13 protein-coding genes and 1 pseudogene are annotated in these 13,770 nt (G+C 72.7%); 3 read left to right on the top strand and 11 right to left on the bottom strand.

The window, feature by feature from the left end:
* The 4 genes and pseudogenes from IPZ69_RS43895 to IPZ69_RS43880 form a co-directional block, all read right to left on the bottom strand.
* A pseudogene (locus IPZ69_RS43895) lies at positions 1 to 382 on the bottom strand (condensation domain-containing protein); the annotation flags it as partial.
* A gap of 217 nt (positions 383 to 599) precedes the next feature.
* Entirely contained in the window at positions 600 to 1,421 is an 822-nt protein-coding gene (locus tag IPZ69_RS43890; protein WP_235460506.1) for a 4'-phosphopantetheinyl transferase family protein, read from the bottom strand.
* A gap of 232 nt (positions 1,422 to 1,653) precedes the next feature.
* Positions 1,654 to 3,414 (bottom strand): acyl-CoA dehydrogenase, encoded by a 1,761-nt coding sequence (locus IPZ69_RS43885; RefSeq protein ID WP_235460505.1) that lies wholly within the window; start codon positions 3,412 to 3,414, stop codon positions 1,654 to 1,656.
* Complete coding sequence (locus IPZ69_RS43880) at positions 3,411 to 4,364, bottom strand: aromatase/cyclase (RefSeq protein WP_235460504.1); 954 nt, start codon at positions 4,362 to 4,364, stop codon at positions 3,411 to 3,413. The genes IPZ69_RS43885 and IPZ69_RS43880 overlap by 4 nt, the downstream gene beginning before the upstream one ends.
* A 409-nt stretch (positions 4,365 to 4,773) precedes the next feature.
* Between IPZ69_RS43880 and IPZ69_RS43875 the strand changes: the two genes are divergently transcribed.
* On the top strand, positions 4,774 to 5,028 hold the full coding sequence (locus IPZ69_RS43875; protein WP_235460503.1) for a DUF6059 family protein: 255 nt from the start codon (positions 4,774 to 4,776) through the stop codon (positions 5,026 to 5,028).
* 150 nt (positions 5,029 to 5,178) lie between these two features.
* On the opposite strand, the gene IPZ69_RS43870 is transcribed toward IPZ69_RS43875, so the two are convergent.
* The 4 genes from IPZ69_RS43870 to IPZ69_RS43855 all read right to left on the bottom strand — a co-directional run bounded on the left by IPZ69_RS43870 (position 5,179) and on the right by IPZ69_RS43855 (position 9,660).
* Positions 5,179 to 6,468 carry a ketosynthase chain-length factor gene (locus tag IPZ69_RS43870; protein WP_235460502.1) on the bottom strand — a complete coding sequence of 430 codons (1,290 nt, stop codon included), beginning with the start codon at positions 6,466 to 6,468 and terminating at the stop codon, positions 5,179 to 5,181.
* Entirely contained in the window at positions 6,465 to 7,736 is a 1,272-nt protein-coding gene (locus IPZ69_RS43865; protein ID WP_235460501.1) for a beta-ketoacyl-[acyl-carrier-protein] synthase family protein, read from the bottom strand. Before IPZ69_RS43865 ends, IPZ69_RS43870 begins: the two co-directional genes overlap by 4 nt.
* A complete protein-coding gene (locus tag IPZ69_RS43860) occupies positions 7,733 to 8,515 on the bottom strand; it encodes a thioesterase II family protein (protein ID WP_235460500.1) in 783 nt (260 codons plus the stop codon). The genes IPZ69_RS43865 and IPZ69_RS43860 overlap by 4 nt, the downstream gene beginning before the upstream one ends.
* Positions 8,516 to 8,838: 323 nt before the next feature.
* Positions 8,839 to 9,660 (bottom strand): AfsR/SARP family transcriptional regulator, encoded by an 822-nt coding sequence (locus tag IPZ69_RS43855; protein WP_235460499.1) that lies wholly within the window; start codon positions 9,658 to 9,660, stop codon positions 8,839 to 8,841.
* Between the two features lie 281 nt (positions 9,661 to 9,941).
* Here IPZ69_RS43855 and IPZ69_RS43850 point away from each other — a divergent pair, with 281 nt between their 5' ends.
* Together IPZ69_RS43850 and IPZ69_RS43845 are read left to right on the top strand one after the other, a co-directional pair.
* Positions 9,942 to 10,187 carry a hypothetical protein gene (locus IPZ69_RS43850; protein ID WP_235460498.1) on the top strand — a complete coding sequence of 82 codons (246 nt, stop codon included), beginning with the start codon at positions 9,942 to 9,944 and terminating at the stop codon, positions 10,185 to 10,187.
* A gap of 202 nt (positions 10,188 to 10,389) precedes the next feature.
* The gene (locus IPZ69_RS43845) at positions 10,390 to 11,514 is read left to right on the top strand and encodes an AfsR/SARP family transcriptional regulator (protein ID WP_235460497.1); all 1,125 of its coding nucleotides are present in this window, start codon (positions 10,390 to 10,392) and stop codon (positions 11,512 to 11,514) included.
* Positions 11,515 to 11,675: 161 nt separating this feature from the next.
* Here IPZ69_RS43845 and IPZ69_RS43840 read toward each other — a convergent pair whose 3' ends face one another.
* The 3 genes from IPZ69_RS43840 to IPZ69_RS43830 all read right to left on the bottom strand — a co-directional run.
* Positions 11,676 to 12,485 (bottom strand): AfsR/SARP family transcriptional regulator, encoded by an 810-nt coding sequence (locus IPZ69_RS43840; protein ID WP_235460496.1) that lies wholly within the window; start codon positions 12,483 to 12,485, stop codon positions 11,676 to 11,678.
* Positions 12,486 to 12,858: 373 nt separating this feature from the next.
* Entirely contained in the window at positions 12,859 to 13,500 is a 642-nt protein-coding gene (locus tag IPZ69_RS43835; RefSeq protein WP_235460495.1) for a ScbR family autoregulator-binding transcription factor, read from the bottom strand.
* An 11-nt stretch (positions 13,501 to 13,511) separates the two neighbouring features.
* On the bottom strand, positions 13,512 to 13,770 hold a 259-nt coding region (locus tag IPZ69_RS43830), incomplete at its 5' end, for a carboxyl transferase domain-containing protein (RefSeq protein WP_308407606.1).

Below are 13,770 nucleotides of genomic sequence, written 5' to 3'. Positions count from 1 at the left end.
GCCGGCGCAGGTCGAAGCCGCGCAGCCGGTCCCGCTCCACCAGCTCGCGCCAGTCGACGCCGGCCGCCGGATGCCGTACGACCTCCACGTGGGCGCGTTCGTGGAACACCACGCGCGGCCTGGTTCCCCAGACGAAGCCGGAGCGCAGCACGGTCTCGTGGTCGACGACCGACTGCCAGGCCGCGGTGAAGCGTTCGGTGTCCAGCGGGCCATGCCAGCACCACGTCAGCTGCTCGACGTGCCGCCCGGTGCCGCGGTGCGCGAAGGAGTCGACCAGCAGGTCGTACTGCTGCCAGGTCACCGGCACATAGATGCGCGCCGGGCGGTCGGGGGAGGCTGCGGCCCGGTCGCGCGCGGTACGAGAGCGGTTCCGCCTCCCCATGGACCGCCCTCCCCTCAGGTCGTGGCCTCCCCACGCACGGGCGCTGTCCTCCCGTGCGGGCCCCGTCGGTCACGGAGGTCCCCGGGAAGCCTGGCAGGCCCGGGCGTGGCACTCCAGGAAGCATCGTGCAGCAGCGGGCTGCCAGAAGGCTGACACCGGGCTGACACGGCCGGGGATCCGCCGCAGAACGCCTCGCGACCGACCGGAGAAGAGGGGGCTACTTCTGGTCCGGGTCCGGCGGGCGGGTCATCGCGGACAAAAAGCCCCGGTCGAGCATGGTCTCCACCGAGGTGTCGCCCGCCGTGTTCAGGCCCGTGTCGTGGCAGGCCACGCTCAGCAGGAAGCGGTCCATGACGGGATGGGTGGCGAACCCCCACTCGCCGCGGGTGGCGGAGCGCCCGTCGGGCGCGCGCAGCCGGCCGCTCGGGCTGAAGCCGAACTCCTTGAATCCCAGGCGCAGTCCCTGGCCGAGCGCCTTGCTGTAGGCCTCCTTGAGGGTCCACAGCCGCAGGGTGCGCACGGCCCGCTCCTTCTCGGGCAGACCGGCGAGCTCTCGCGTCTCGACCGGCGTGAGCATCTGCGTCTCCAGCAGGTCCAGGCGCACGAACCGGTCGGCGGGTTCCACGTCGACCCCGATGCGGCCGGTGCGGCTGAGCCCGACCGCCATCACGTCACCGGTGTGACTGAGGCTCAGCTCGATCTGGTCGAAGCCGCGCAGGTACGGCCGCCCGCCCAGCCGGTAGGCCAGGTCGAGGTACTCCGGCGGGGTGGCCAGGGCCGCCGCCGCGGTGTACTTGATCAGCAGCCGTGAGGCGGCGAACCGGTAACGCACGACGGCGTCCCGGGTGCGCCGGTAGCGGTCCCAGTCGGGGCCGAGCAGTTCTCTCAGCCTCGGTGTGGTGAGCACGCTGGGCAGCCACTCGCTCCAGGTCGTGTAGACGAGCGCGTTGCCGAGCACGGCCAGGTTGTCCCGTACACCGTGCCAGGGCCCTGCCGGCCGCGGCACGTGAAGGGGCGCGGCGCATCTCACCCGGTCCATCGTTGTCTCCCTGCGTGTAGGTCCGGCCGGCACGGCCCCGGGCCCGGGACGCGACCGGACGGGGGCGCCGCGCGGTCCCCCGCACGGCGCCCTGTGCCGTCGTTCCCGCGGCGGCCCGGTGCCCCGGCCGGTGCGGCTCTTCCGGGCGGCCCCGCACCGCACCGCCGTCGTCCCGGCTCGGGCGCGTACGGCGCGCGGTGCGCGTGCCGCGACCGGGCCTCCGGTGACCGGCTCAGCCGGCCAGTTGCGTCGCGTACAGGTCCAGGCTGCGTCCCTCGCGGCAGCGCTGGAGCACCTCCGCCAGGACCTCCTGGTCCACCTCCGGGGGTGTCTCGGGCACCGGGGCGCCGAGTCTGCGGCCGATGCGGCTGAGGGCCAGGACCGCCCAGGCCGGGCGGGCCAGGAAGGAGTCGCCGCCGGCCTGCCCCTCCCAGACGCCGAGGCAGGCCGCGGCGGCCAGGACGAGGGCGTAGCGGTCGGCCAGCGCGCAGGCCTGCGGGTCGAACGCCGTGCTGCCCGAGGCCGACAGGGCCGTGCACCGGGCGCGCAGGATCCGCAGCTCGTCGACGAACATGCGGGCGATCGAGGCGAGCGTGTCGTGCAGCGGCCCGTGGGAGCGCTGTGCGTCGAGCCGGTCGGCCGCGGCGATCAGCGTCGCGGTGAGCAGGTCTTCCGTGCCGAAGTGGGCGAGCCTGCGGTGGTCGAAGGCGGGCAGCGGCGCGCCGGGCCGGAACAGGTCGGCGGGCGGCTCGTCGCTGCGGAACCACGTCGTGCGCGCCAGCGTCGACAGCTGCGGCACCAGGACGGCCTGGCACACGGCGGTCCCGGAGTGCCCGAGCCCGGCCACCGGCAGGTCCCGGCCGAGCTTCTGGAAGCCGCCGTAGAGCGGTCCGCGGTCGTAGCCGCGGGCGCCGAGCACGGTGGCCAGTTCCTCCAGGTCCTCCCGCAGCAGGTCCGGCATCGTGTACTTGACGGCCGCCGCCAGCAGGTAGGCGTCCTGCGGTACGAGGCTGAGGGCGCGCAGTCCGGTGACGGCCATGGCGTCACAGGCCAGCAGGTCGGCGAAGACTCCCGCCAGGGCCCGCTGCCCGCGGCGGGCGGGCCGGCCGTCGGGGCGGTTCTCGGTGGCCGCGCGCACGGCCTGCCGCAGCACGCTGTCCACGCCCGCGAGGACGGTGCCCGGGATGAGGCAGTGGCTGATCTGGAAGCTGCGCAGGGCGAGTGACACGCCGTCACCGACCTCGCCGACGAGGGCGGAGTCCCGCACCGGCACGTCGGCGAGCTCCAGTCCGCTGAAGTGGGCGCCGCGCATGCCGGGCGTCTCCGCCCGGGCGAGCCTGCGTACCTCGCCGGAGCGGGGCGGCTCGGGCCCCAGCAGCAGCACCGAGTGGCTGCCGGGACCGTCCTCGGGCGAGGTGCGCGCGTACGCGACGAACGTGTCCGTGCGGGCGGCGTTGATCACGGCGTCCTTGCGGCCGTTGAGCAGGAAGCCGCCGTCCGGGGTGCGCACCGCGGTGAGCTCGTTGCGCAGGATGGCATTGGCGTGCGCCACCTCGCGGTGCACGATCGACACCCGCCCGCCGCCGAGCAGTACGTCGGCGAGCGTCCGCTGCTGGCGCGGGTCCCCCGCGGTCCACACGGCGGAGGCGGCGAACAGCGAGGTGATGCCGAACCCGTAGCCGAGCGCCAGGTCGCGGCGGAACAACGGCCGCAGGACGCGGGCGAGTTGCTCCAGGTCGGTCAGCCGGCCGCCCAGGTCGTGCGGGACGAACTCGGCGGCCAGGCCGGCCCGGGCGAGCAGTGCCTCGGTGGCCTCGGGCACCTCGCGGTCGTCGTCCGCCCGCAGCAGCGCCTGGTGGCCGTGCGGGTTGGCGGGATCGAAGGGGTCGCCGAGCGCTTCCTCCAGCCGGGCGGCACGCTCGGGTTCACCGGCGTCCAGGACTCCGGGGCGCTCCTGTGCCGCGCGACCGGCGGCGGGTACGACAGCGGTCACAGGACACGCACCGCACCTGCGGCGTGCCGCGTGGCGTGCTGCAGTACGAGGAGTCCGGCCCGGCCGATCCGGTCGCGTACGTGCTGGGCGGCCTCGGCCACGGTGGTGCCCTCGCCGAGGACCGCTTCGATGGCCTCCTCGGCCAGCACCACGTTGTGGCGGGCGACGAGGTTCACGCCCGACTCGTCCGGTTCGAGGGACCATTCGCCGGTGTGCGCGGTGAGCAGCGGGGCGGTCCGCGTCTGCTTGTAGACGATCCGGCCGGCGCTCGGGAAGCAGATGCGCACCGACTCGGTGGTGTGCGCGGCGCCGTCCATGCCGCTGCCCATGCGCATCATCTGCACGCCCGCCGCCTGCTCGATCACGTCGAGGCTGTGCACGTGCGGCAGTTGGACCGGCCAGTCCTCGGCCCGGTAGAGGAAGTCGAAGATCAGCTCCGCGGGCGCCTTGACGTGCACGCTGTCCTCGAAGGACAGGGCGAGGTCGTCCAGGCGCGTCCAGCGCTCAGCCATCCAGGCCAGCCGGTCGAGCTGGGCCCGGCTGTTGACCACCGTGACGCGCTCCACCCAGGCCGCGTCGCCGGGGTCGTCCCCGACGACGGTGAACGTGTGCTCCAGGGTGACCCGGGAGCGGTTGTCGCCGAGCGGCACCACCGTCCACACGCCGCTCATCGACTCGACCGGCGCATCGGGCAGGTCCTTGGTGAACTCCACCCGGCGTCGTCCTACGTCCAGGCGCCGGCTGGAGACCCAGGAGGCGACCTTGTCGCCCGTCATGGCCCACATCCGCAGGCGCTCCCTGGTCCCGTCGAACTCCAGCTGCTCCACGTGGACGCAGGGCGGGAAGAACAGCGGCCACTGGGTGGCGTCGGCGATCAGGCCGTAGAGAACGCCGGCCGGGGCCGATGCGATGACTTCACTGACCGCGCGGTGCACTCCTGCATCCGGCATCGTCCACACCCTTCGTCGTCCGAGGTTCGCCGCCGTACCGGTGTCACCCGTCGGTCTCGCACGTGTGGCGGTCCCACGCGGCACGGGCGGTATCCGGACGGGTGATTAATCGTTTTTGCGTTCCGGCGTTTCGGCGGCCGTGCCTTCGACCCTGTCCGGAACCGCTCGCGATCCGCCCGCGCGCCGCTCGGGCGCGACTCGGATCTGTCTCGAACCGGCCCGAGGCGACGCAGGTCGCGGGGGTCACGGCCTCCGGCACATGCCGCAGGCGCCGCTGCGGCTCCATCGCCGCTCCACCGAAACTGGGCGCGTTCTCAAGCGTTACGACGGACGGTGGCGGTCTCGGGCGTCGCCCAACGGTCCGGCGACGCACTCCACAGGACAGGAACCAGCCACGAGAGGGGCAGCGATGGGTCTCTTCCGCCCGGTCCTGCGGTTCGTGCGCAGCCTGTGGGACGGTCTGGTCGTCTACGGACTGCTGATCGTCTGCGGCGAGACGAGCCCGTACGAGTACGTGGGCCGCCGCGCACCCTGGCAACAGCCGCCGCCCGGACACCCGGAACGACTGCGGGCCGATGTGCCGCTGTCCGAATTCGAGCGCCGGCTGGAACGCGAACTGATCCGCACACAGAGCAACCCGGAACGGCCGGAAAAGGCGGCGTAACGGGACCAGGCCACACGGCATGGGCGAGGCACGGCACCTCGCCGTCCTCGCCGGGCACCTCGCCGTGCCCACTCCTCCGCCCGGCCCGCGCGCGCCCGCGCGGCCGGCGCGGACCCTACTTCGTACGACCCCCACGCCCGCGGCGGACGGTCACCCGGCCGCCGGCGCGCACACCACCGCCGCCGAGTTGAAGCCGCCGCGGCCGCGCGCCAGCACCAGGGCGGTACGCAGGTCGGGCAGTTCGCGGGCGCTGCCCGTGACCAGGTCCAGGGGGCAGTCCTCGGCGGCCCTCCGGGTCCCGGTGGTCGGCGGCACCACCCGCTCCCGCAGCGTGAACAGGGCCGCCGCCAGGTCCAGCGACGAACCGCCCGCCCCCAGGCGTCCGGTCATCGTCTTGGGCACCGTCACCGGCACCCCGTACGGCCCGAACAGCGCGCACAGGGCCTCGCTCTCGACCCGGTCCGCCGCCCGCTCCCCCGCCCCGTCCGCGAAGACCACGTCGACCTCCTCGGGACGGATCCCGGCGTCGGCCAGGGCGAGTTCGGCCGCCTCCCGCAGCCGCGGCCGGTCGGCCCCGTCGAACGTCGCCGCGCAGCCCGCCACGATCCCGTAGCCGACCGCGCCGCGCCGGGCCGCCGCGTCCGCGTCCTCGACGACGAGCAGCGCGCCGCCCTCGCCCACGACATGACCGCCGGCGTCCGCGTCGAACGGCAGGTAGGCCCGCGCCGGATCGGCGGACGTGCTCAGCCGCCCGTCGGCCAGATGGGCGGCCCAGCCCCACGGGCACAGCGTGGAGTCGACCCCGCCGGTGACCATGAGGCGCGCGCCGTCGCGGATGCGCCGCCGGGAGCGCGCGAGCGCGTCGATGCCGCCGGCCTGTTCGCTGATGATGGTGGATCCCGGCCCGCGCAGCTGGTGCCGGATGGCGATCTGCGCCGGGTTCGCCGCATGGAACCAGGCGGAGGACTGGTACACGCTCACATACCGCGCGCCCTTGGCCCACAGGGCCGCCAGCCCGCGCTGCCCGAACTCGACACCGCCCGCGGAGCTGGCGGTGATCACTCCGGCCGCGTACTCGGGCAGCTCCCGGGGCTCCACGCCCGAGTCCGCGAACGCCTCCTCGGCGGCGGTGAGGGCGATCCGGGTGACCCGGTCGGTCTCCGGCAGCAGCCGGCTGGGGATGTGGTCCTCGTCGACGAAGCCGCGGATCTCGCCCGCGATCCGCACCGGGTATCCGGAGGCGTCGAAGCGGGTGATGGGCCCGATGCCGCTGCGGCCGTCCAGCAGCGCCTGCCACCAGGCGCGCGTGCCGAGCCCGTTGGGCGCGGCGACGCCGATGCCGGTGACCAGCGTCCGTGCGCCGCCGCCCGTCCCCTCCCGGGTTCGCGCGGGCTGCGTCCGCGTGCCGCCCCGCGGTCCCGGTCCGGCCGTGGTCGTCATGCCGCCTCCCTCAGCCGCGGCCGGGTGAGCACCGTGGCGCTGTGGAGCCCGCCGAAGCCGCTGGCGACGCTGAGCACCGTGCTGGTGCGCTGCTCCCGGGCGAACAGCGGGGTGTAGTCGAGGTCGCAGGTCGGGTCGGGTTCGTGCAGGTTGGCCGTCGGCGGGACGGTGTCGTGCTGGATGGCCAGCGCGCTGGCGACCATGTCGAGGGCACCGGCGGCGCCGAGGGCGTGGCCGATCATCGACTTGATGGAGCTGACCGGGATGCGGCGGGCGTGGTCGCCCAGCCCGGCCTTGAAGGCGTGCGTCTCGTGCCGGTCGTTGTGCCGGGTGCCGGCGCCGTGCGCGTTGATGTAGTCGACGTCGACCGGGTTCAGCCGTGCCCTGTCGAGCGCGGCCCGGATGGTGTCGGCCATCTCCTGCCCGCCCGGCCGCAGTCCCGTCATGTGGTGGGCGCTGCTGTAGGCGGCGAACCCGGAGAGTTCGGCGTAGGCGCGGGCGCCCCGCCGGCGGGCGTGCTCCAGTTCCTCCAGGATCACGACGGCCGCGCCCTCGCCGAGCACGAAGCCGTCGCGGGTGCGGTCGAAGGGCCTGCTGGCCGTCGCGGGCTCGTCGTTGCGCGGGCTGGTGAGCCGGATGCGGTCGAAGCAGGCCATGGAGATCGGGGAGATGGGCGCCTCGGCCCCGCCCGCGACGACCACGTCGGCGCTGCCGTCGCGGATCAGCTCGGCGCCGTTCCCGATCGCGTCCAGGCCCGAGGTGCATCCGCTGGAGACGAGACCGACCGGCCCCTGGGCGCCGCAGTCGCGGGCCACGACCGCCGCCAGCGAGCTGGGCACGAAGTAGTCGTAGAGGTACTCGCCGGCCTTGGTGTGGTCGACGGTCCAGGTGCTGCCGCAGTCGCTGAGGATGGCGTACTGGGTGGCGAGGCCGGTGGTGCAGCCGATGGCGCTGCCCAGGCTCACCCCGGTGCGCAGCGGATCGATCCGCTCGTCGCCGCCGATCCCGCTGTCGGCGATCGCCTCCCGCGCGCTGACGAGGGCGAACTGGGCGGTTCGGTCGAGGCGTTCGGTGTCGGCGAGGGTGAAGCCGTGGGCGGCGGGGTCGAAGTCGACCTCGGCGGCGACCCGGGAGCGGAAGGCGCCGGCGTCGAAGAGCGTGATGCCCCGGGTCGCGGTGCGGCCGAGGGTCAGCAGCGACCAGTAGTTCTTGGTGCCGACCGCGCCGGGGGCGACCACCCCGATGCCCGTGATCACGACGCGTTTCATCGGTGGCCTCCCGACGGCAGCGCGGCGGCGCGGTCGCGGCAAGCCTGCCCGACGAGACCGGGCAGGTCCGGGGAGTCGGCGAAGAAGTGGTCCCCGGCCACGGTGTGCAGGTCGATCGGCCCGGGGGTCCAGCGCTGCCAGTGTTCCAGCGCGGCGGGCGCGGCGAGCGGGTCGTCGCTGCCGGCGAAGACGACCAGGGGGCAGCCGACGTTCCCGCCGGTGACCGGGTCCAGCGCCGCCGTCCGCAGGGACCTGGCCAGCCGCAGGTCGTCACGGAGCACGGGCAGGACGCTGCGCCGCCACAGCCCGCCGGGGGACGCGGACGTCCCGCGCGGCAGTGACCCCAGATGGTCCAGCAGGGGCAGCAGTTGGTCGTCGGGCAGGTCGGCCGCGCTCATCAGGGCGGTCGAGGCGTGCGGCGGCGGGCAGGCGCCCACCGCGAGGAGCAGCGGCGGGGGTGCGCCGGCGTCGGCCAGCGCCCGGGTGAGCGTGTAGGCGACGAGGGCGCCCAGGCTGTGGCCGTACAACGCGTACGGCCCTTCGTGCGCCGCCTTCAGCAGGTTGGGCAGCAGGTCGGCCAGCAGCCCGGCGCGATCGGTCACGCGCTGCTCGCGCCGGCGGCTGTCACGGCCGGGCAGAGGAAGGGTGACCACGTCGACGTCGGGTCCGACCGAGGCGGCCCAGCGGCGGTAACTGCCCACCCCCGCGCCCGCGTGGCCGAGGCAGTGCAGCCTCACGCGGCTCTTGTGCGCCCCGCCCTCCTCCATTCGGGAACCCATCCGTCGCCCTCCTCCTGGAAGCTGTGTGCGTCGCGGCGCGTGCGGCACCGGCCCGGGGGGGGCGGGTGGCGCGGACGTCCGCCTCCAGAGCTTGGCCGGTACGACTTGGGCCGCGCTCGATTCGACACCAAAGCCGGAGGATCCCCCGCGCCCTCGGTTGTGCGGTGTCTGTCACGTCGTGCGTCCGGGACCCGGTGGGGTTCCGTGGTGCGCGGACGGGTCCCGTGCGGGTGCCGAATCTTCAGCGTCCTCGGCGGCGTACGGTGCTCGGCCGGCCTACGGTCCTCGGGGCCGGGTGCGCTCCTTCGGTCTGTCCGCGGGCCTCAGGCCGCGTACAGGTCGAAGGTCGAGGTCCGCCGCGGTCCTGCGGCGACGTCCAGGCGCGGGTCGACGGCGAGCATCGCCTGGTGCAGCCGCTGGAGCTGGGGCGAGGGCTCCACGCCGAGTTCGTCGATCAACCGGTGGCGGAGCCTGCGGTACACGTCCAGCGCCCCCGCCTGCCGGCCGGAACGATACAGCGCCACCATCGCCTGGGAGTGCAACCCCTCGTGCTGGGGGTGACGGGCGATCAGGTCGGTGAGCTCGGCGATCAGTTCGACGTGCCGCCCAAGACGCAGGTCGGCGTCGATGCGGCGCTCGCGGGCGACCAGGCGGCTCTGCTCCAGGCGGATGACCTCGATCTCCAGGATCGGCCCGACCCGGACGTCGACCAGCGCGGGCCCGTCCCACAGCTTCAGCGCCTCGTGCAGGCTGGCGGCCGAACTCTCGTCCTCCCCGTCCTCGAACGCCTGCCGCCCCTCGGCCACCAGCCGCTCGTACTGGTAGACGTCGACGGCCTCGGCGGGCACCTGCAGCGTGTAGCCGCCGTACCGCGTGGCCAGTACGTCCTTGGCGGAGCCCGGGGCGTCGGGGCCCATGGCGGTGCCCAGCATGCGGCGCAGCTGAAGTATGTACGTCTGGAGCGTGGTCAGGGCGCTTTGCGGCAGGTCGGTGCCCCAGATCTCCTCCATCAGGGTGGGCACGGGAACGACTCGCCCCGGGTACAGCGCCAGCAGCGCCAGGATCTGGCGTGGCTTGCCGGCGGTCGGGACGATCGACATTCCATTGACTTCGGCATTGAGTGCACCCAGGACTTTTATCTCCATGATTCCTCCGAGCCGTGTCGGCCGTCGGTTCCGAGTTGGGTAATCGAGCCATTAGATACTGTCGCCTCACGACATTCTTTGTCATTGCCGCAGGGCGCCAAAGAGGGGAACTTGATCTTCTCGCGACTCGTACGCAAGAGTTGCTTGAGCATTTCTTGAGTGACCTTACGTGCAGGGCCCTGATACAGCGCTGACATATCACTGAAAATGGGTTCGCGAGCTTGCGGGGCGGGGCCGAAACCCCTGTCCCGGGGCGCATGGGTGCTGTTAGCTTTCCAGCCATGGGGACGGAATCGCACAGCGCGCCCCCGGACCGCGGCACCGACCCGCTCGTCCGGGAGTTGCTGAGCCGTCTGGCGACGCCAGCGCGGCAGGACGGGGTGGGCAACCTCGTTCGGGAGAGCGCGCGTTCCGGGCACGGCTTCTTGCCAGACCTGCCCGACAGCAGGCTGCTCGCCCTGCTGAGCGCCTATCACCGGCGCGGCGTACAGGTCGGATTCCCGGAACTGATGACCGCCCCGGCTTGACGCGCCCTCGAAGCAGGTTCTACGCCCCCCTGCAAACCGCTGGTGAATCCCGCGCCAGGACCGCACGGCAACTATTGTCGGCCTCGGATGAACGGTCCGGATTTCAGCGGGTAATCACGGGAGATCATGAGGGATCACGGGAGATCGCACCGGGCCGGGATCTTCGACCGTGCAATCGCCGATTTTCCGAGGCAGGGGCGAAATGGAATTTCGGATTCTTGGTCCGGTCCAGGTCTACGACGAGCGCGGCAGGCTGCCCATCGTGCCTGCGGGTGCCAAGCAGCGTGCGCTGCTCGGCGCCCTCGTCGTGAAGGCGGACCGGGTCGTCGCCGCGGAGCAGCTCGTCGACGAGCTGTGGGGCGAGTATCCGCCGGGCAACGCCGCCAACGCCCTTCAGGCCCACATGACCCGGCTGCGGCGGCTGCTGCCGGTTCCGGCGCCCGGTTCGGGCGAGCCGTACCACGAGTGGGTGGTGACCCGCCCCCTGGGCTACGTCCTGCGTCTGGACGGCGCCGAGACGGACGCCCGGCGCTTTCGTGAACTGGCCGAGCAGGGGCGGGCGTTGGCCGCCGAGGAGCCCGGCCGGGCCGTCGACCTCCTGCGCCGGGGGCTGGCGCTGTGGCGGGGTGCGGCGTTGCAGGGCAGCGGCCGGGGGCCGATCTGCTCGGCCGAGGCCGCCCTGCTGGAGGAGACCAGGCTCGCCTCCCTGGAGACGCTGTACGAGGCCTCTTTACGAGCGGGCCGCAGCAGCGAGATCATCGGCGAGCTGGAGGAGCTGACGGCCGCTCACCCGCTGCGGGAGCGGTTCTACGAGCTGCTGATGACCGCGCTGTACCGCTGCGGCCGCCAGGCGGAGGCGCTGGGCACCTACGACCGGGCCCGCCGCCGGCTGGTGCACGACCTGGGCATCGAACCGGGCCCTGTGCTGCGCGACTGCATGGAGGTCATCCTGCGCCACCAGGATCCCGGCCCCGCCCCCACCGAGCCGGTGCGGGCCGACCGCGCGGCGGGACACGAGCACGTGTGGGCCATGGACCGTCCGCAGGCGGGAAGGTCGCATGTGCTCCCGCTCGACGGGACGCCCCCCGCCGAGCCCCTCCTGACCGATCAGGCCCGTCAGGCGGATCAGGCTCGTCAGGCGGATCAGGCAGTCCGGGCCGACCGCACGGCCGAGGAGCCGGACACGGCCCCCGAGGACACCGCGCACGTGCGCGCGCTGCGCGAGGAGATGGCCCTGCTGTACCGGCACGTCGAGCAACTCGCCCGCGAGCAGCGGGACCTGGTCAGCCGTCTGGACCTGCTGATGCCCCGCGCGGCCGGCGAGTGACGGTGCGCGGGGCGGTGGTGCGCGGCCGCGGCGACCGGATGCGGGGAGGCAGCGGTTCGCCGGTATGGCCGACGCGGCTGGTAGCGGCGTAGGCGCCATTCCGTCGAGGACGGTGGGTTGCCGGGTTGCCGGGCGGACGCGCGTGGAGCCGGGGTGTCAGCTCACTGGGCGACCAGGCGCCCACCGCTCGCGGTGGCCGGCTCGGGACGGGCCATGAGGATCGAGCGCTGTAACCGGCTGAGCGCCGCCGAGGGCTCCAGACCCAGCTCGGAGACGAGCGTGGCACGCAGCCGCTGATAGACGCTCAGTGCTTCGCCGCGCCGCCCGGAGCGGTGCAGCGCGAGCATGAACTGCCCGTGCAGGCTCTCGTGCATCCGGTACCGGTTGACCAGAACCGTCAGCTCCGCCAGCAGCTCGCGGTGGCGCCCCAGGCGCAGGTCGGCCTCGATGCGCTGGTCGAGCGCGCACAGCCGGGCCTCTTCCAGGCGCCTGACCTCCATGTCGATCTGGCCGCCGGCCTGCACGTCGGTCAGGGCGGGCCCGGTCCACAGCGACAGCGCGTCCGCCAGACGGCGTGCCGCGCCGGTGTAGTCCTCGGCGTCCATGGCCCGGTAGCCCGTGCCGGCGCGGCGCTCGAACTCCCGGAAGTCGGCGGTGCCTCCGCGCGTCTCCAGGCGGTAGCCGCCGGGGACGGTGGTGAGGATGTCCTTTGCCGTGCACCGCTCGTTCTCGGCACGGGCCAGTGCTTCGGCGATCAACTCCCGCAGCTGCAGCACGTACGTTTGCAGCGTGGTCCGCGCACTGCGCGGAGGGTTCTCGCCCCACAGCTCCTCGATCAGCCTGGCCACGGAAACCACCTGGTCGGCGTTGAGGGCGAGCAGGGCAAGAACCTGCCGCGGCTTGGGAGCCGTCGGCACGACCGGCGCCCCGTTCTCGCGCACCGACAGCGCGCCCAGCACTTCGATGTCCATGTTCTCCCCCAATGTTGGCTGAGGCCGGTGCTCGGCCTGCGCGCCGCCCACCGTCGGGTCTCATGGCGCAACTACCGGGCCCTTCGATAAAAAAACAGCATAGTCGGTTTGTCAACGTTCATCAGTTGTCCAGCCCGGAAGAGCGCTCAGATCCGGCCACTAGCGATCCACGACTACTTGTATGACGCAGCTGCCGTGACCAGCCAGGACATGCAGTTCAGGCCAATGATTTTGACACCAAGTGCCTTGATGGGGCGAAAACAATCCGACACAAGGCCCCCCGGCGGATGCGACCGAAAGACGCCATGCTCCGACGCGCTCGGCTTGCCGCGAGTCGGAGCATGGCTAGAGGAGATATATGCACAAAGTGGAGTCAGAAGAAGACCGCTTGGTCTTCACTGGGAGTTCGGGATCCGGCCGCTTCAAGGTCGTCGAGGAGTCCGGCCGTGGCGAGCCTGGGCAGCAGCAGCCGCCAGAACTGGGTGACACGAGGCTGCGAGAGCCAGGTCGAGTCCCGGGAGCCGAGGACCTCGAAGCCCACGGTGGCGGCGACCAGTGCGGTCACCGCGCTCTCGGAGACGCCTGTGCACAACTCGCCCTGGTCGTCCGCATCGCCCACCGCCTCCTGGACCCAGGCCTGCCAGCACGCCCGCAGGTCGACGTGCGACGCGCGCGAGGTGTCTCCGCTCAACTCGAAGCCCGCGCGCAGCACCACGTCCTCACGAAGCCCCGTCGTCAGGACGTGCGTGACGTCGACGAGGTGCTGCAGCCGGCTCTTTCCATTGAACGCCTCGGCGTCGGTGATGGTCTGCAGTTGGTTCGCAGCCGCGCTCTCGACTGCGTCCGCCAGCGATCCCTTGCTGGGGAAGTGGAAGTGCAGCGCCCCGTTGCTCACTCCGGCCTGCGAGCTGATCGTCGTGAGTGAGGCGGCCGTGAAACCCTCCCGGTCGAATATCTCCGCCGCCGACCGGATGAGGGCGTCGCGGGTGCGCGCTGCACGTTCCTGCTTGACCATCAACTGCTCCGTTACTGTGGCGGATTACCGTGCTTGCGGGACGGCACGTCAGCGTGCTTGCTCCGCAGCATCACAAGCGACCTGATGAGCACCTCGCGGGTCTCGGTCGGGTCGATGACGTCGTCGACCAGACCGCGCTCCGCCGCGTAGTAGGGGTGCATCAGCTCGGCCTTGTACTCCTTGACCATGCGCTCCCGCATGGCCTCGGGGTCGTCGGCCGCGGCGATCTGGCGGCGGAAGATGACGTTGGCCGCGCCTTCGGCGCCCATG

The sequence above is a fragment of the Streptomyces olivochromogenes genome (assembly GCF_021538895.1).
Lineage (GTDB): Bacteria > Actinomycetota > Actinomycetes > Streptomycetales > Streptomycetaceae > Streptomyces > Streptomyces olivochromogenes_A.
This window is presented reverse-complemented; position numbering and strand designations above follow the sequence as displayed.